We start from the raw sequence: 17,278 nt of genomic DNA, 5'->3' as shown, positions 1-17,278 counted from the left end.
ATAGCCAGAGTCTGGCTATTTGTATATTCTCGGAACACGTGAGGATATCCAACACAGTGTTTCATTATTGATGGTATTTGCCAGACGGCTTAATTCATCAATGCATACAGTCTTATCATGATCTTTTCCTACCAATGTAACAATATCGCCTTCCTTAACATTGTCGATACCTGTTACATCGATCATCATCTGATCCATACATACATTACCTATAATTTCCGCATATTCGCCATGAATCAATACACGGTATCCTTTATTTGATACACAACGTGGAAAGCCATCCGCATATCCAATCGCTACAGTCGCAACTTTTCTAGGTGTTTTCGCAATATAATGTCGTCCATAGCTCACACTGACACCAGGTTGGATCTCTTTTACGAGGGAAACATTTGCCTTCCATGACATAATCGGATCAAAATCAGGCTCAGTCAAAATTTCAACAGCATCATCACTGGTCACACCCATCCATAGCAAGCCCGGTCTGACATAATCATACGCAAGATCAGGATAATTCAAGATACCATAACTATTTTGAAGATGCTTGGTACCCGGCTCAATACCTGCTGCTTGTAAATCTGCCAATACTCGATCAAATAATTCTATTTGATGTTTCGTAAAGTTTTTATTCTCTTCATCTAGATAATCACTGACACTGAAATGAGAAAAGATTCCTGTCACATCTAAATGCTCAAAGTGATATACCGCTTTGACATCCTCAATACGATAATCATGATCCTGGCATATAATACCAATACGTGACATTCCTGTATCTACCTTGACATGACCTCGAATGCGAACGCCTTGTTTTGCCGCAAAAGCATCTAGCTTTTTCGCATATTCTAAGGAAACAAACGTTTGTAATATATTGTATTGGGCAAGAAGTCCGAAGTGTTTTGGTGGCGTATACCCCAAGATCAAAATTTCCTCATCAATGCCACCTTCCCTTAAGGAAACCGCTTCATCAATACTACTAACACCAAAAAAATCAATCCCACACGCCTTCAATTCCTTTGCACAAACAACATCCCCATGACCATATGCATTCGCCTTTACGATTGCCATGATCTTACTTGTAGAAGGAATCAATTTCTGTACCTCTTCTACATTATGACGTATTTTTGTTAAATCGATTTCTGTCCATGCTCTTGTATCACTGTTAAGCATAAAACCACCTCGCTATTTTTCTAATGCTAAGTCCACAAGCTGATCGATCAAATCAGGAAAGCTAATTCCCGCTTCCTTCATCATGCTAGGATAGCGTGATGTTGCAGTAAAGCCCGGAATCGTATTTACTTCATTCAATACTATTGTATGTTTGCTTGTCACAAACATGTCAACACGAGTCATACCCTTACAGTTCAAAGCACGATATGCTTTTTTCGCTAAAGCTCTTGCCTGTTCAAATAACGCCTCATCAATTCTAGCAGGACAATAAATCTGACTATCTACCATTTGATATTTTCCTTCATAATCAAAGAAAGGTGCACTTGTCTGTATTTCATCTACACTTCCGGCAAAAAGTTTTTGATTTCCCATAACAGCACATCCGATTTCAAAGCCATCAATGGTCGTCTCTAAAATAACTTTCCCTTTACCATCATGATAAAAAGCATCCTTCATTCCTTCTTCGAAAGTATCAAAGCTATCTATTTTATGAATGCCAAAGCTACTACCGGCATTCGCAGGTTTGATAAAAATCGGTAAGCCCAATTTCTGTTTTGCCTCTTCAAAGATTGCCGAATAATCTAGATCATCCTCTTCATATACACACATAAACGGTGCACATGGCACACCTGCATGTTCTAAAATGATATGCGTCATTTCCTTATCCATACAAACAGAAGAGCTCATATGACCACATCCAACGTAAGGTATACCACTTAATTCGAATAAACCTTGAATGGTTCCATCTTCTCCATTTTTACCATGAAGAACAGGGAAGATACAATCTATCGGAAGAAGTTGATAACCTTGTTCTTCAAATACAAGAACTCCCTTATCGCTTGTGGAACAAGACAATACACATCGTTTACAATGCTCATCATTCAACCATGTATCATGTTCAATGCTTTCGATATCCCCATCATATAAATACCAATCTCCATCCTTACTGATTCCGATATAAATCAAATCATAACGTAACGTATCGATCTGATGTAATAAACTACCGGCTGAATGTAAGGATACCGGATATTCACTTGATTTTCCTCCAAAAATGACTGCTAATTTTATTTTATTCATATCTTTTCTACCTCTTATTTATCGTGTACCAATTCATCTACTACTTCATCAAGCTTCATTCCTCTAGACCCCTTAATCAAGATCATACATGTTTGATCAAGATATGGTTTCAAATAAGAACTCAGATCTTCCTTTGATGTAAAATGCTGAACATTTGCAGTTGTATGATCTCTTGCTCCTTGCGCAATATATCGAGCCATATCGCCAATGGTCAATACCTCATCTACATGATACTTAGCTAAATCCTTACCTAGACGATAATGAATCATATCACTTGTATCACCCAGTTCTAACATATCCCCAAGCACTGCTATCTTATAAGAATGATCAAATTCTTCCATGGTATCCATTGCCGCCAGTGCGCTATTAGGATTTGATTTATAAGAATCATTTAAGATCAATGCCTGTTTCGCCTTTACAAGTTCATTACGAAGACCGGTTTTTTCTATCAATCGCATACCGTCTTGGATTTCTTCATCACTCATACCAAGTGCTTTCGCTACCAAAATTGCAGCTGCCGCATTGCAAGCATTATGCTTACCGATCATATCAAGATGATAAACGAAATCATGATGATTCAACATAAAGCTGATTCCTGTTTCATCTTGTCGAATATGCGTCACACTGGCATCAGCCTGTTCATTCCAACCAAACGTTTTTATTCTGATTGAGCCTGGAATCAACTTATCCTTAACAGCATCTTCTAATAACTTCTGATCACCTTGATAAATAAATAATCCATGTTCTTTTAAGCCTTCCGTAATTTCTACTTTGGCTTTTGCGATATTTTCCATAGAACCTAAATTTTCTAAATGAGCACAACCAACATTGGTTACAATAGCAATATCAGGTTGAACCATCTTTGTCAAAAAAGATAACTCTCCTAAATTTTCCATTCCCATCTCTACAACAGCTACTTCTATGGTTTCACTAAAGGATAATAGCGTCAAAGGTACCCCGATTTCGTTATTAAAATTACCCATCGTTTTTTGCGTAACAAAACGCTTTGATAAAATACCGGCTAAAATATCCTTTGTGCTTGTCTTACCGTTACTTCCGGTAATACCGATTACCTTCATGTTTAATTGATTTCGATATTGCTTAGCAAGCTGTTGTAATGCAATCGTAGTATCTTCTACTAAGATCACAACGACTTCCTTAGGGGGATTGGGCTCTTTGCGCTCCCATAAAACTGCTTTTGCACCATTTTCAATTGCTTGTTTCACATAATCATGGCCATTGTTGTTCACACCATGAATGGGAATATATAAATTTCCCTCTACCACTTTTCTTGAATCAATACAGACACCGGTAATCTTTTCTTCGATATCTGCATTTTCTATGTAATCCGCATCTAGCATACGAATAATTGCATCAATAGATCGTATCATCATGAAACATACGCCCTTTCATTTTCTAACTTGTATATTATAGCATAACCCCCGACAATTGCGGGGGTTGTTTTAAAAAAATATAAAATGTTAGGAAAATCTTAAGATTTATAACGCTGCCAAAAACGCTTTCAGAAATTCAAAGATTTCATCAAAGCTAGAAAGCAATAAACCTTCTTGAGGTGTATGGATATTTTTCATGTTCGGACCAAGGGTCACAATATCCATATCAGGATCCATTGCTTTGAATACGCCACATTCCAAGCCACCATGTGTTGCCATGATACCCAACTCTTTTCCCGTTATTTTTTGACATACTGCTTTCATAGTTTCTCTCATCTTACTTTGAGCATCATAACTCCAAGCTGGATATCTTGCTTCATGACTTGTTTCACATCCAAATAATTCAGCCAATAAATCAATTTCCATCGCAAATTCATCAATATAAGACTCCAAGGCACCTCGTAAAGAACAATTGATATGTAGTTGATGTTCTTCCATACAAATGACACCTACATTACTACTAGCTGTACTTAATCCTTCGATACTCATACTACGATGACGTAATCCATTTGGCAACAATACAAGCAATTTAATGATTTCTTCACTCTCTTCTATTGATAAATAAGATGTAAGTAGTGTTTCTTCTATTTCTAATTCAATAACATCGCTAAATTCCAGTTCTTTTTTCAAAATTGCTTGATACTCAGCCACATAGTCTTGTAACTGGTTCAAATCAGCTGAGCTATAAAAGGTTGCACTTGCCTCTCTTGGTATTGCATTGTCCATGAGTCCACCTTGTAAATCAGCTAACTGTACTCCATATTTTTCTATCATACCATATAACACACGAACCAAAAGTTTATTAGCATTGCCACGTTCTTTATCGATTTCTGCACCGGAATGTCCACCCTTTAACCCTTTTACACGTAAGATATAACCTGCATTCTCTTCATAAATACGAAGTACATCACGATGTAACAGGACATTCATACCACCTGCACTCGTCGTACAAGTAGCATATCCGCTTTCATCATCTAGATTGATCATTCGTTTTGCACGAAACTGATCCTTTTTCAAATGTAAAGCACCACATAAGCCAACTTCTTCTTGTACGGTGAATATACATTCTAAGGCTGGATGCTGTAAGGTATCATCTGCCAAAACTGCTAACATATAAGCAACACCACAGCCATCATCTGCGCCAAGCGTTGTATGATCTGCCATCAACCATCCCTCTTCTATATGTAGCTTTAATGGATCCTTTTTAAAATCATGCTCGCTGTCTTTGTTTTTCTCACAAACCATATCCATATGTGCCTGCATGATCAAAGGTTCATGATCCTCATATCCGTTGCTTGCTTCCTTATATATAATGACATTATACATATCATCCTGTACATAAGTATACCCATGCTCCTTAGCAAAAGAAACAAGATAGTCACTATAAGCTTTCTCATTCTCAGAACCATGAGGAATTTGTGTCATTTCTTCAAAATACTTTTGATGCAACAATGTATGATCTAATATTGTTTTCATAAACATACCTCCGATATCTTCTATTTTACCACAAAATAAGAAAAGTAAGGAATCAAAAGCATGTTCTTACCCTCCTTTTCATTATTATTTTTCCCATTAGTAATTTCTTATATTCAATGATTCTTTTTAAACTTTCCTCATATTTTCTTTTTAGATTTTCGTTTCTTTTGATAAGTGGTATAATGAAAGCAGTAAAAATATTTTAGAAAGGGGTTATTCATGATGGAAAACGTATTAAAAAATGTAACATTCAGTAAAGACACCTATACCATTGGAGAAAACATTGAACTATCTTTTGAATATGAGGAGGGTTGTGAGGATATCGTCATCGGATTTGCGCCTGATGTCAATGCCAGCTTATTTGACAGCTATGTATTTTCATTAGCAGAACAGAAAAAAGCTGATCAACATGTAGTTGAAAATAACACCTATCATTTACAGTTAGAAGTAAATAAAAAGATAACAGGTCATTGTAAATTTCTATATGCCATCATAAAAAAGAATGAAAACGATATTGAAGTTTATAAAACACAAGGCTGTGAAGTCATACCGATGATTTTAACACTCATGATAGGTAAGGAAGCATCAAAACAAACATTTGTAGCTGCCCCAATCATTGAGGGTATGCCTGAATTCGATACCATTGATGAAACAATACATTAAACCGCACATCATACCTCTATATATGGTGTGCAGTTTTTCATCTTCTTCGTCATAATAACCTCTGTTTATCATATACGATTCTATATAACATAATCGATAACAACAAACATAATCCTATTATTTTTTCTATATGAAAGTTTTGGTATAAGAATAAGTTCCCTTGTATGAGATCAAAGCATGTAATATTCAATAAAAACTTTGCACCATTATAGTAAAAAAGCATAGGCAATAAAAATACCAAAAGACTTGTCAAGCAACTGACGAGAAGAATAAATATAAAAACCCTTTACCTTGCCGTATGCGTTTTCATTATATAATAAATGATACAAGCCTCTTATAAAGTCAATTTTATCCCTTGCACTGATACTGATAACTTCATGCGATTCAAAAAAAGTACCCCTATCGCTAGAAGTACCTGAATTATTAATGATGGAATAATCTTACATGTGTAAATGCCATTGCAATATCGTATTTATCACAAGTCGCAATGACATGATCATCACGTATACTGCCACCGGCCTGTGCAATAAATGCAACACCGCTTTTATGTGCACGTTCTATATTATCACCAAATGGGAAGAAAGCATCGCTACCTAAAGCAACGTTGTTCATTGTTGACAACCAGGCCTTCTTTTCCTCTTTGGTAAATGGTTCTGGTTTGCTGGTAAAGGTTTCTTGCCATATACCCTCTGCCAAAACATCTTCATAATCATCGGAAATATATACATCTATGGCATTATCACGATCAGCACGACGAATTCCTTCTTTAAATGGCAATGTTAATACTTTCTCATTTTGGCGAAGATACCAGTTTTCTGCCTTATTACCAGCAAGTCTAGTACAATGTACTCGTGATTGTTGTCCTGCGCCAATACCAATTGCCTGCCCATCTTTTACATAACAAACAGAGTTAGATTGTGTATATTTCAGCGTTATCAATGCAACAATTAAATCTCGTTTTGCATCCTCACTTAATTCTTGATTTTTGGTAGGCATATCCTGAAATAATGCTTCTGTAATCTTTTGTTCATTTCTACCTTGTTCAAAACGAATGCCATAGACATCCTTTGTTTCCAAAGATTGAGGTACATAACTTTCATCCATCTGAATCACTACATACTTACCTTTTTTCTTTTTCTTTAATATTTCTAATGCTTCAGGTGTAAACCCTGGTGCAATCACACCATCACTTACTTCCTTAGCAATATATCTTGCACAAGACTCATCACATATGTCACTTAAAGCAACAAAATCACCATAGCTTGACATACGATCACTACCACGTGCTCTCACATATGCAGTAGCAATCGGTGATAAAGCTAATCCATCCGTAAAATAAATTTGTTCCATTACATCATTTAAAGGAACATAAACTGCTGCTCCCGCAGGGGAAACGTGTTTAAAACTTGCTGCACTTGGTAAATGTGTAGCTTCTTTTAATTCTTTTACTAACTGCCAACTGTTAAAAGCATCTAAAAGATTGATATAACCCGGTACACCATTTAACACTTTGATAGGAAGTTCTCCTTCTTTCATAAAGATACGAGCAGGTTTTTGATTAGGATTACAGCCGTATTTTAATTCTAATTCTTTCATTTTGATCTCCTTTTCCACAATAAAAGCCGACAATTCTGAACATCTTCATGCCCAGACGGTCGGCTTTTTACATTATACTTCATGTGGTCAATTCCACTTCCGTCAGTCGTATAACTGCTTATACTTTATCACGTTTCGATTTTATCGTCAATATGCTATTTTAGTGATACAAAAGAGGTCAAAGTTGCATCATTTCAACAACCATCGACCTCTTTTTCTTATAAAATACTTAGCAGAACCATAAAAACAACAACACAGACGATCACAGTACGATACAGGATCAGTTTTGTTTTCTTTTTCATTCAAATCACCTTCTATTTTGCGATTTTCACCTTTGTCCAATAATTAGACATTAGTTTTTTCTGCTTTTCATTATACTGAAAGATTTCATCTTTTGCAAATCCCACACGTGGAAGATAAGCTTCATTTCCTTCAAAATCTCCACCTTCTCCACTTAAGCTATCCAAGACCTCTCCATTGCTACTAGCATAACCTACAAACAAAGAGTTTTTCAAGCTTGACTCATAATCAAGAATAAAATTAATATATTCATTCGCAAGTTTAGGATTTTTGGCATTTTTTGGAATGACCATTGCATCACTCCATAAATTGGTTCCTTCCTCTGGCATATAATATGCCATATCTTCATTTTCAGATAGAATATAGGCAGCATCTCCGCTATATACAAGAGCCATATCCTTATTGCCATTGATCATTGCATCGATTACCTCATCTGTTACAATTTCAGGTTCCATCGTGGATACTACCTGAACTAACCAATCATATGCTTCTTTCAGTTCTTCTTCATCATCCGTATTCATAGAATATCCTAATGCTTTTAAAGCCATCATAAAGGAATCACGTTCAGAATCATACATATAAATATGTCCCTTATACTTTTGATCAAGGAAGATATTCCAGCCTTCCTTTTTCAGATCTTCTAGATTGATATTATTTTTATTGTAAACAATACCAACGGTACCCCAGAAATAAGGTACGCTATACGTATTTTCCGGATCATATTGTAGTCCCTTGACCCCATCAGCCAATAAAGGAAGATTGGTGATGCGATCCTTATCTAATGGTTGCAAATAATCTTCTTTGATCAATCGTTCGATCATATAGTCACTAGGTACTAAGACATCATAAGATTCTCCACCCTGTAGTTTGGTATACATCAATTCATTAGAATCAAACGTATCATAAATCACTTTGACGCCATATTCTCGTTCAAAGGCTTCATTGACCTCAGGATCGATATATTCACCCCAGTTATAAACCTTTAACGTATCACTACCATACTTCGCAATTGCATCTTCAGAAGAAGAAGCTCGCATACCACCCTTTAATCCAAACAATACACCACCGATGGCCAACGTAAAGCATAATCCGATAATTCCAATGGTACGATTGCTGATTGGCTTATTTTTAGCCTTTGCTTTTTCCTTAGCTACCGGCAAAAGATTGACAATCAAAAGTGTGATCGTGATCATTACGACAATTAAGGTAGATAATGAATTGATACTAGGATTGATACGTTTGGACATTGTCCATACGAGTGTTGAAATATTTTTAACACCGTTTCCTGTCACAAAGTAACTGATCGTAAAATCATCAAAACTCATCGTAAATGCAATCAAAGCTCCCGATACGATCCCGGGCATGATTTGAGGTACAATGACCTTCCACATTGCCTGACTTGGTTTTGCGCCAAGATCCATTGCCGCCTCTGCCAAATTAGGATCTAAGCTTCTTAACTTAGGCATAACACTTAAGATGACATAGGGTGTACAAAATGCAATATGTGCAAATAGCATTGTTAAAAATCCCTTTTCCATCCTTAAGGATACATAAAACAGCATTAAGCCTACTGCTGTAACAATTTCAGGATTCATGATCGGTAAATCATTGATCTGTTGTACAACTTCACGTACGATGCGTTTAGATTTTGATAGACCAATCGCCGTAATGGTACCCACAACAGTAGATACTAACGTTGCTATTACCGCAGTGATCAAGGTATAGTAGATAGCCTCCATCATATTACGATCATGGAACATCTTCGTATACCATTGTAAAGAGAACCCATCAAAGCTTGTTAAGGAACGACTTCCATTAAAAGAGAAAACAAGCATATATAAAATAGGGAAATAAAAGAAAATCATGATCAAAGCAAGAATCAAACGGCGAGAGAATTTACGATTTTTCATTGTACATTCCCTCCTTTTCTTGCACGAACAGTGTCATCTCCTTTATCCAAACGACGTGTTACATACATACTGATCATAATAATAACTGCCATAATCAAAGAAATCGCACTACCGAAGTTCCATTCACCGACGGTAATGAATTGATTTTCAATGATATTTCCGATCATCATATAACCACCGCCACCCATAAGTTTTGGAATGACGAAACTGGACACACTTGGTAGAAATACCAACGTAATTCCTGAAATAACACCTGGAAGGGATAATGGTAACGTGATATGACGAAATCGTTCAAATCGATTTGCGCCAAGATCATTTGCTGCTTCCAATAAATGTTGATCCATTTTAGCCAAAGAACTTTCAATCTGTAAGATCATAAATGGCACAAAGTTATACACCATGCCAAGTACAACAGCAAAATCTGTATAAAGAAGCTTCACCGGATCAAATCCAAAGTACTGTAATATATGATTGATCAATCCATTATCTGCCAATATACCAATCCAAGCATAAGTTCGCACCAGCATATTGATCCACATAGGTAAAGTAATCAAAAGAATTAATAGATTGCGTTTACGATCAGATGCTTTAGAAATCGCATACGCTACAGGATATCCAATCAAAATACATAACACTGTTGTAATAAAAGCAATTCGTAAGGATAACCATAACGTTTTCAAAAAGTCAGGGTCTGTAAAAAACTTTTTGAAATGATCCAACGTAAATTGTAGGGTTGCTACGTCATTTCCTTCTTTTGTAAAAGCATAGACAACGATCAGTAGCATAGGGATGACGATCATCGCTACCATCCATACAATATAAGGAATCGTTAATCGTTTAAATGTCTTCATCTTAATAACCCATCTTACTCATGACGTGAATATCTTCTGGGAAGAAGCTTAGACCCACTTCTGCTCCTTCTTGTGCCAAATCTGTTGTATGCACCTTAAATTCACGTCCCTGTGTAGAGAAGGTAACCTCATAAGTACCTGCTGTGATATTGGCAGGGTCAAAGTCATAATCAACATTGCTGATTTCTACATCACTTTCATCACTCAACTTCCAACTTTGTGCATTTGCCCAAGTTTTTAAATCTGTATCAATCGCTGCGCTTTCCTTTAACTCATCTACTGTCTTAAAGAAATTAAATGCGGAGATTGCTTCATTTGCCTTAGGATTTTCCACATATTTCTGTTGAACAACAAAAACCTTGATAGATACACTTGTTCCAGAACTAGTTGAGAAGGTTACCGGATATGTTCCTATAGTTTCGGGAATATCATATTCGATTTTACTCAGAGAAATATATTCATCATTTTCAGGATCCCATGCCTGCGCATCTGCTCTTGCTATGATCTCAGCATCGTTTAATTCTTTGACATCCTCGATATCCACATAAAAATCGTTTGCGGAAATTTTTTCCTTGGCATCGGATGAGACTACATCATGCTCTTTTGTTACGTTCATCATAACCGTGACATTAGTACCCGGTACGGTTTCTACCATGATTTCATAATGAACACCTTTGAATAATACAGATTTTACAATACCGGTCATCTTTCCTTCTTCTTCTTTGACAATATCTAGATCCTCAGGACGAATGACTACATCTACTTTTTCATTTTTCTTAAATCCAAAATCTACACAATCAAAGGTGATATCGTCAAACATGACCTTATAGTCATCCAACATCACACCTGGAATGATATTACTTTCCCCTATGAAATTCGCAACATAACGGTTTTCCGGTTCATTATAAATATCTGTAGGGCTACCTACTTGTTGAATCTCCCCATCCTTCATGACTACGATCTTATCAGACATGGTCAATGCCTCTTCTTGATCATGCGTAACATAAATAAACGTGATTCCGACTTCTTGCTGAATTTTCTTTAACTCATATTGCATTTCTTTTCGCAATTTAAGATCCAATGCTCCCAATGGTTCATCAAGCAATAATACTTTAGGTTCATTTACAAGTGCACGAGCAATCGCTATACGTTGTTGCTGCCCACCAGAAAGTAAAGTAACATCCTTTTTTTCATAGCCCTCTAAACCGATCAGCTTCAGCATTTTCATAACTTTTTGTTCGATAACATCTTTACTCATTTTTTTGATTTTTAATCCAAATGCGATATTATCATATACATTCATATGAGGAAACAAAGCGTATTTTTGAAATACGGTATTTAACTCTCTTTTATATGGTGGAAGTTCATCAATGATTTCACCATCAAATACTACTTTACCTTCGCTTTGTTGTAAAAAGCCACCAAGAATTCTCAATAATGTCGTCTTACCACAACCACTAGGTCCTAACAACGTTACAAACTCATTTTCATAGATATCCAGATTGATTCCCTTCAATACTAGCTGACCATCAAAATCTTTTACGATATTTCTAAATTCGATCAGTTTTTTATTCTCCATCTCATGTCCTCCTAAAAACGTGGTGGTGTCGTGATCCATAACACCATGGCGTCCTTCTTCGCTGTGTTTTTTAAAAAATGCTTTTGTTTACCATTGATATAGAAGGTTTCCCCTTTTTTCACAGGATATTCCTGTTCTCCATAAACTAGAGCAATCCTTCCCTCAAGTACATAACCAAATTCCTCTCCATCATGCGGCTCAAAGATCATGGACGTTTCCATTGGGTGAAGTTCCAATAGAATCGGTTCCATTTCGTTTTTTTGAGCATTGGGAACGATCCAATGAATACAATATTCCTCATGCTCATCGATAAAATAATCATCCTTATGAAACACCATTTTTGTTTCTTTGCTATCCTTAAAAAATGTCGCTAGGTCTGTTCCCAAAGCTTCCAGTATATCTTCCAGTGTTGAAACAGAGGGTGATGTCAGGTTACGTTCTACCTGTGATAAAAATCCCTTTGTCAGCTCACTTCGAGATGCCAGTTCTTCTAAGGTAAGATCATTTTGTATCCTCAGCTGTTTGATCCTTTGTCCGATATCCATGACATTCCTCCTTCTTGTTTAGTAACACTAAACTTTTCGTTAAATATTTGAAACAAGATTATTATACTTATTTTCTCAGCATATGCAATACTTTCTAAACAAAAAGTTTAATATTTTAAACTTCAAACAGAAAAAATAAAGATGATATTTTCCCTTTATGCCATTCTTCATAAATATATGATTGATCAAAAACAATTTTTTCACTTTAGTCTCATAGAAATCTTGTCTAAGAAAATAATTTTTTTATCGCTCTTTCGTGGTGTGGCTCATATACTTTGTGATACTATTATTTTATCTATTTTTTATATATACCATATTTAATGGTATATCACTATCAGAAACCCATTTGTCATTTATACTATTAGATAAAGAAAGAGGTGCATTGTATGCTGAAAATCGGAGGAATCATAAAAGCAAGTCTGGAGAACAAAAATATGACACAAAAACAGTTGGGAATCATCTTAAATGTGAATCAACGTACGATATCCAGCTATTGCAATGATATTTCTTATCCGGATTTAGATACGCTTCAAAGATTGTGTAAAACACTTGATATCGATCTTTGTTCCTTACTGGAGCTTCATAGAAATAAAGAAGATCATTTGATCATAAGGGATGAAAATGAAATGAAAATTATAGATGCCTTTCGTCAATTACCGGATCATAAACGTAAAGACTTTTGCGATAGTATGACGTTATTAGCAAGCATCGTAAATCGTTAATCACATAATTTCACATTGTTTATTTATCTTTCTTCTACAAGCCTTATGTATGCTATAGGTAGGCAAAGATAATCTTCGCCTGATAGAAAATAATCCCCCTAATTATTTTCTATACATTCTATCCCCTTAATAATTTATTATTGAAAAAAGGCGTTCCCTAGCGCCTTTTTTCTTTTTCCAAATATTTATCTAAAATCACGTTTCCCACAGATCTCATCTTACGAATACATCCTGCTAACATAACTCCTTCATTTGTTAATGCGTACTCCACATAATGTGGTTGCTTCCTCACATGAATTAGTCTTGAAACAAGCCCCATCTCCACCAACTCTGCCAATTCCTCATTGATCGTTTCTCTTGTAATATTTGGTAAACTTGCCAAGTATTCATATGCTTGTTTCTTTTTATTTTCCGTTTCGCATAATATTACAACTTTGATTTGATTTGCTACGATATCATAGATCAATTGCAGTGAATCTTCATATTCTCCAATTTTCAATAAGCTCACTCCTCTTTCTTAAGTATAATCCTAGCAGATTTCCTCTATTGCTTCAATTCCTAATTCCATTATTTGCCATCACATATTTTCACTTAATTCAAACATTTTTTTCTTACAGTGTTGCGATATCATACTAGGGAGCAAGGGAAAGTAAACCTTGCTTGTATGTACTCATCATTCTCCCTAATGATAATTCATACAATTTTCTATCCCCTTAAATAAACATAATTATTTAGGAAAACCCGGAGCCCCCCCTTAACTCCGGGTTTTTCCTTGTTTTATAACGATGTGAATCATTTGATTTGTGAACTAATGCACCTCTTTAATGAAACTATATCAACGCATCATAAGTATTCATAAGTAAACCTTTTCAATCATTCTTAATTGATTGCGATATTCTTGCTCATCTATTTGCCGAAAACGATGTTTCCTTTCTAGCAACATACATTCATATTCCACACATCTTTGATTTAAAAGAATATATGCCCTCACAAGATCATGACGCTTACAATATTGTGCGAATTCATACCTATGACTTTTCCATATCTTACAAAAATACATGATATCTTGTGAAAATAATGTTGGATCATATCTTCCCCTTTCCTCTTCCATAAATGTTTGAAAATAACGATATTCCATATCTGCTGCCATAATCATCACCTCAACCATACTGTACACCTTTTTCTTCCACTATATTTGTAAGAATAAAAATTAAATTTTTTTATTTATTTCCCACTTGTCCTCTTGCTTTTTGTTCAAAATATGGTATTATAGTTAGGCAAACAAACGGAGGTTTAGCTCAGTTGGGAGAGCATCTGCCTTACAAGCAGAGGGTCAGCGGTTCGAGCCCGTTAACCTCCACCATTTGACGATAACTGTTCACTTTATGAACAGTTTTTTTGTATACATGATTTAAAAAGCACAACATGGTTTAGAAAATATCATTAGCTATATTGTATGCATGGAATACCCATATAATATAAAAACCAGATGATCACGATCTGGTTTTTATATTGACACATCCATTTTTATTCACCAGTTAGCTGATGATAAACCTGTGTTAAGACTTTTTTTAGATACTCTTGATTCATTTGATAATATAATCGATTATTATCCTTTTGAATCGTTACTAATTTTGCATTCAACAACGATTGCATATGATAAGAAATCGTTGGTGTAGATAGCTTTAATTCGTTGGCTATCTGTGCCCCATAAGCTTTTCTTTTCGCAACAAAGCGAAGAATATCAAACTTACTACGATCACTCAATAGCTTTAAAGCTGAACATAGTGCTTCTAAATCTATACTTTCTTCATCTTTCATAACTCTTTTTAAAGTTCCGATTCCCCAATAAACGATCAAACATGTTTGATTATGATCCTTTTTAACACTAACAAAGCTAAGAGAACGCATATTAGAGATGGTTGGTACAATGATGATATTTTCATCTGAGAATTTCAAATTTAATTTCTTCACAACAAAATCATAACTACCCATACCATTAAGATCAAATGCCAGTTCCTCTTGATAAGCATAAAGAAACTCTTGATATAAATCATCAAATTGGTGATAGATAGGCAACATTGCTTTGAAAATCTCTTCTACCTTATTGATAAATTCATCTAAATGATAATGAAGCTGATATAACCGCCACTTGATTCCATCATCTAACATAAGGCCATTGATTGCCTCCAACAATTCTTTATCCTTGATATGATCCAACTCTTTATCAAAGGATACTATTTCTTTGATAAAGAGAAATGAATCCTTTTGATAACATTGTTTGATATGTTCAAAACTTTGTTCCTCACTTCTTTCTTGATCATCAAAACATGGATATAATAAAGCACGTACGCAAGAGATCTGTTCCTCTTTATGTAAATACTCGAAAAGGTAACGGTCTTGGAAAAATAATCGATCAAATTCCTTTTTCATCACATCAAGTACTTGAAATAATCGTTTCATTCGATCTTTTTCCTGATCATTTTCACAATACTCATACATTTTAGTTAAATCATCTGCATCATTCACAAAACGTTCGATAAGACCTAAACATTCATGAAGAGGATACAAGTTTTTTTTATATTCTATCACGATGACTTCCTCCTATAATTCTTTCAAACTTCGTATTCCTATCATACTAAGAAATAGAAGGATTGTAAACACACCAAACACGAGCAAAATATCCAAAACAGCGGCAAATTCACAAATTGCGCTTAGTAGAAAGGATAATACCGGCATTCCCAAAATGGCAAATGCACTGTAAATAGAACTTGCTCTAGTTAAATATTCATTACTTACATGACTCATAAACGAGATATTAGCCAATACCATGATAAACCCAATGCTTATTCCGAAGATCAAATTAATCGATGCCAATACAAGATTAATTAGCCATAAAGACGATATTTGTACAAGTAGTACCATCACCAGATAATAACATCCTGTTAATATACCACCAAGAATGATCAAACTACGGTTTTGAATATATTTATGAAAAAATGGATAAAGAAAGGAACCGATACCAATACCAATGGTCAAGGAAATTGACATGAGTGATAACACATATGCCGGAGCATGTAAGATTCCACTGACATAAGCTGCTTCAAAACTATTCAAAGGCACCAATGACATATTCAATATACATGCAAGGATACAAAGAAGCACTAAAATTTTGGTCTGTTTTAAATAAGAAAAACCATCTTTCATGGAATAAAACACCTCAAGGATACGCTCCCTTACAGAAGAAATCTGTTTCACATTGGCTTGTTCTTTTAAAGGTATAAAAGCGATGATCACTGCAGATATGAAAAAGGTCATCATATCGATTGCAATCGCTCCTACAACACCAAGCAATGTTAAGATAACACCTGCAAGTCCTGTTCCGATCAATTCACAGATTCTGATACTTGATTGATTCAAAGCAAGTCCATACTCATAATCCTCTTTTGGTAAAATTAAGGGAATAAAACCAACAGAAGCGGGATTACGAAAAGATTCCAATGCATTATTCAAAAAGGTGATCAATAATAACATCCAAGGTGATAATATATGCATACAATACAATACTATGATCGTTCCTGTAAGGATTCCTCGTCCAATATCACATATGACCATGATCCTCTTTTTAGGAATATGCTCAACGATTGCCCCGGCAATTGGCTGTATGAATACATTAGGCAACATATTTACGCCCAATACGATTGCTGACCATCCTGCAGATTCCGTCAATCCATACACCAACCAACTAAATGCAAGCATGTCTATCGAATCACCGATTCGATTAATAACCGTTGCGGCCATTGTTTGCATAAAATTACGATGCTTCATTACCATTCGATATCCTTGTTTCATATTCATCTACCATCCTTATTCGATAACTATATGATATACCACAATTAGAACAATGTCAACATATCATATTAGATATTCATCTAACTAAA

15 protein-coding genes, 1 tRNA gene and 1 riboswitch are annotated in these 17,278 nt (G+C 35.3%); of the genes, 3 read left to right on the top strand and 13 right to left on the bottom strand.

The window, feature by feature from the left end:
• Positions 1-15: 15 nt before the first annotated feature.
• From alr to pepD, 4 genes are all read right to left on the bottom strand, one after another.
• A complete protein-coding gene (alr, locus tag UGRO018_RS01385; protein WP_416324657.1) occupies positions 16-1,164 on the bottom strand; it encodes an alanine racemase in 1,149 nt (382 codons plus the stop codon).
• Positions 1,165-1,176: 12 nt separating this feature from the next.
• The gene (locus UGRO018_RS01380; RefSeq protein WP_416324656.1) at positions 1,177-2,241 is read right to left on the bottom strand and encodes a D-alanine--D-alanine ligase family protein; all 1,065 of its coding nucleotides are present in this window, start codon (positions 2,239-2,241) and stop codon (positions 1,177-1,179) included.
• 14 nt (positions 2,242-2,255) lie between these two features.
• On the bottom strand, positions 2,256-3,635 hold the full coding sequence (locus tag UGRO018_RS01375) for a UDP-N-acetylmuramoyl-tripeptide--D-alanyl-D-alanine ligase (protein ID WP_416324655.1): 1,380 nt from the start codon (positions 3,633-3,635) through the stop codon (positions 2,256-2,258).
• Between the two features lie 105 nt (positions 3,636-3,740).
• Positions 3,741-5,171 carry a beta-Ala-His dipeptidase gene (pepD, locus tag UGRO018_RS01370; RefSeq protein WP_416324654.1) on the bottom strand — a complete coding sequence of 477 codons (1,431 nt, stop codon included), beginning with the start codon at positions 5,169-5,171 and terminating at the stop codon, positions 3,741-3,743.
• 222 nt (positions 5,172-5,393) lie between these two features.
• Here pepD and UGRO018_RS01365 point away from each other — a divergent pair, with 222 nt between their 5' ends.
• Positions 5,394-5,834, top strand: a complete 441-nt coding sequence (locus tag UGRO018_RS01365; RefSeq protein WP_416324653.1) for a hypothetical protein — start codon at positions 5,394-5,396, stop codon at positions 5,832-5,834.
• Between the two features lie 423 nt (positions 5,835-6,257).
• On the opposite strand, the gene UGRO018_RS01360 is transcribed toward UGRO018_RS01365, so the two are convergent.
• From UGRO018_RS01360 to UGRO018_RS01340, 5 genes are all read right to left on the bottom strand, one after another.
• Positions 6,258-7,430 (bottom strand): phosphoribosylaminoimidazolecarboxamide formyltransferase, encoded by a 1,173-nt coding sequence (locus tag UGRO018_RS01360; RefSeq protein WP_416324652.1) that lies wholly within the window; start codon positions 7,428-7,430, stop codon positions 6,258-6,260.
• 42 nt (positions 7,431-7,472) lie between these two features.
• Positions 7,473-7,550: riboswitch (ZMP/ZTP riboswitch) on the bottom strand.
• A 194-nt stretch (positions 7,551-7,744) separates the two neighbouring features.
• Positions 7,745-9,640, bottom strand: coding sequence for an extracellular solute-binding protein (locus tag UGRO018_RS01355; RefSeq protein ID WP_416324651.1), 1,896 nt, complete (start codon positions 9,638-9,640; stop codon positions 7,745-7,747).
• Positions 9,637-10,491 (bottom strand): ABC transporter permease, encoded by an 855-nt coding sequence (locus UGRO018_RS01350; protein ID WP_416324650.1) that lies wholly within the window; start codon positions 10,489-10,491, stop codon positions 9,637-9,639. The genes UGRO018_RS01355 and UGRO018_RS01350 overlap by 4 nt, the downstream gene beginning before the upstream one ends.
• Before the next feature lies 1 nt (position 10,492).
• Positions 10,493-12,070, bottom strand: coding sequence for an ABC transporter ATP-binding protein (locus UGRO018_RS01345; RefSeq protein ID WP_416324649.1), 1,578 nt, complete (start codon positions 12,068-12,070; stop codon positions 10,493-10,495).
• Positions 12,071-12,081: 11 nt separating this feature from the next.
• Positions 12,082-12,615: a helix-turn-helix domain-containing protein gene (locus UGRO018_RS01340; protein ID WP_416324648.1), complete on the bottom strand. Its 534-nt coding sequence runs from the start codon at positions 12,613-12,615 to the stop codon at positions 12,082-12,084.
• A 386-nt stretch (positions 12,616-13,001) separates the two neighbouring features.
• Here UGRO018_RS01340 and UGRO018_RS01335 point away from each other — a divergent pair, with 386 nt between their 5' ends.
• Positions 13,002-13,337 carry a helix-turn-helix domain-containing protein gene (locus UGRO018_RS01335; protein WP_416324647.1) on the top strand — a complete coding sequence of 112 codons (336 nt, stop codon included), beginning with the start codon at positions 13,002-13,004 and terminating at the stop codon, positions 13,335-13,337.
• 157 nt (positions 13,338-13,494) lie between these two features.
• On the opposite strand, the gene UGRO018_RS01330 is transcribed toward UGRO018_RS01335, so the two are convergent.
• Together UGRO018_RS01330 and UGRO018_RS01325 are read right to left on the bottom strand one after the other, a co-directional pair.
• Positions 13,495-13,836, bottom strand: coding sequence for a winged helix-turn-helix transcriptional regulator (locus UGRO018_RS01330; RefSeq protein WP_416324646.1), 342 nt, complete (start codon positions 13,834-13,836; stop codon positions 13,495-13,497).
• Positions 13,837-14,190: 354 nt separating this feature from the next.
• The gene (locus UGRO018_RS01325; protein WP_416324645.1) at positions 14,191-14,505 is read right to left on the bottom strand and encodes a hypothetical protein; all 315 of its coding nucleotides are present in this window, start codon (positions 14,503-14,505) and stop codon (positions 14,191-14,193) included.
• Between the two features lie 119 nt (positions 14,506-14,624).
• Between UGRO018_RS01325 and UGRO018_RS01320 the strand changes: the two genes are divergently transcribed.
• A tRNA-Val gene (locus UGRO018_RS01320) sits at positions 14,625-14,700 on the top strand.
• A 164-nt stretch (positions 14,701-14,864) separates the two neighbouring features.
• Here the strand turns inward: UGRO018_RS01320 and UGRO018_RS01315 are convergent.
• On the bottom strand, positions 14,865-15,929 hold the full coding sequence (locus UGRO018_RS01315; RefSeq protein ID WP_416324644.1) for an ArsR/SmtB family transcription factor: 1,065 nt from the start codon (positions 15,927-15,929) through the stop codon (positions 14,865-14,867).
• Between the two features lie 12 nt (positions 15,930-15,941).
• The gene (locus UGRO018_RS01310; RefSeq protein ID WP_416324643.1) at positions 15,942-17,195 is read right to left on the bottom strand and encodes an MFS transporter; all 1,254 of its coding nucleotides are present in this window, start codon (positions 17,193-17,195) and stop codon (positions 15,942-15,944) included.
• Positions 17,196-17,278 lie beyond the last annotated feature (83 nt).

The organism is Hoskinsella mucinilytica, from assembly GCF_045223415.1.
GTDB lineage: Bacteria > Bacillota_I > Bacilli_A > Erysipelotrichales > Erysipelotrichaceae > Hoskinsella > Hoskinsella mucinilytica.
The sequence above is the reverse complement of the archived record's forward strand: the minus strand, read 5'-3'. Positions and strand labels throughout refer to the sequence as shown.

Excerpts from the sequence above, each read along its gene's own strand:
- alr (WP_416324657.1), bottom strand. The coding sequence starts at position 1,164 with ATGCTTAACAGTGATACAAGAGCATGGACAGAAATCGATTTAACAAAA.
- UGRO018_RS01380 (WP_416324656.1), bottom strand. The coding sequence starts at position 2,241 with ATGAATAAAATAAAATTAGCAGTCATTTTTGGAGGAAAATCAAGTGAA.
- UGRO018_RS01375 (WP_416324655.1), bottom strand. The coding sequence starts at position 3,635 with ATGATGATACGATCTATTGATGCAATTATTCGTATGCTAGATGCGGAT.
- pepD (WP_416324654.1), bottom strand. The coding sequence starts at position 5,171 with ATGAAAACAATATTAGATCATACATTGTTGCATCAAAAGTATTTTGAA.
- UGRO018_RS01365 (WP_416324653.1), top strand. The coding sequence starts at position 5,394 with ATGGAAAACGTATTAAAAAATGTAACATTCAGTAAAGACACCTATACC.
- UGRO018_RS01360 (WP_416324652.1), bottom strand. The coding sequence starts at position 7,430 with ATGAAAGAATTAGAATTAAAATACGGCTGTAATCCTAATCAAAAACCT.
- UGRO018_RS01355 (WP_416324651.1), bottom strand. The coding sequence starts at position 9,640 with ATGAAAAATCGTAAATTCTCTCGCCGTTTGATTCTTGCTTTGATCATG.
- UGRO018_RS01350 (WP_416324650.1), bottom strand. The coding sequence starts at position 10,491 with ATGAAGACATTTAAACGATTAACGATTCCTTATATTGTATGGATGGTA.
- UGRO018_RS01345 (WP_416324649.1), bottom strand. The coding sequence starts at position 12,070 with ATGGAGAATAAAAAACTGATCGAATTTAGAAATATCGTAAAAGATTTT.
- UGRO018_RS01340 (WP_416324648.1), bottom strand. The coding sequence starts at position 12,615 with ATGGATATCGGACAAAGGATCAAACAGCTGAGGATACAAAATGATCTT.
- UGRO018_RS01335 (WP_416324647.1), top strand. The coding sequence starts at position 13,002 with ATGCTGAAAATCGGAGGAATCATAAAAGCAAGTCTGGAGAACAAAAAT.
- UGRO018_RS01325 (WP_416324645.1), bottom strand. The coding sequence starts at position 14,505 with ATGGTTGAGGTGATGATTATGGCAGCAGATATGGAATATCGTTATTTT.
- UGRO018_RS01310 (WP_416324643.1), bottom strand. The coding sequence starts at position 17,195 with ATGAATATGAAACAAGGATATCGAATGGTAATGAAGCATCGTAATTTT.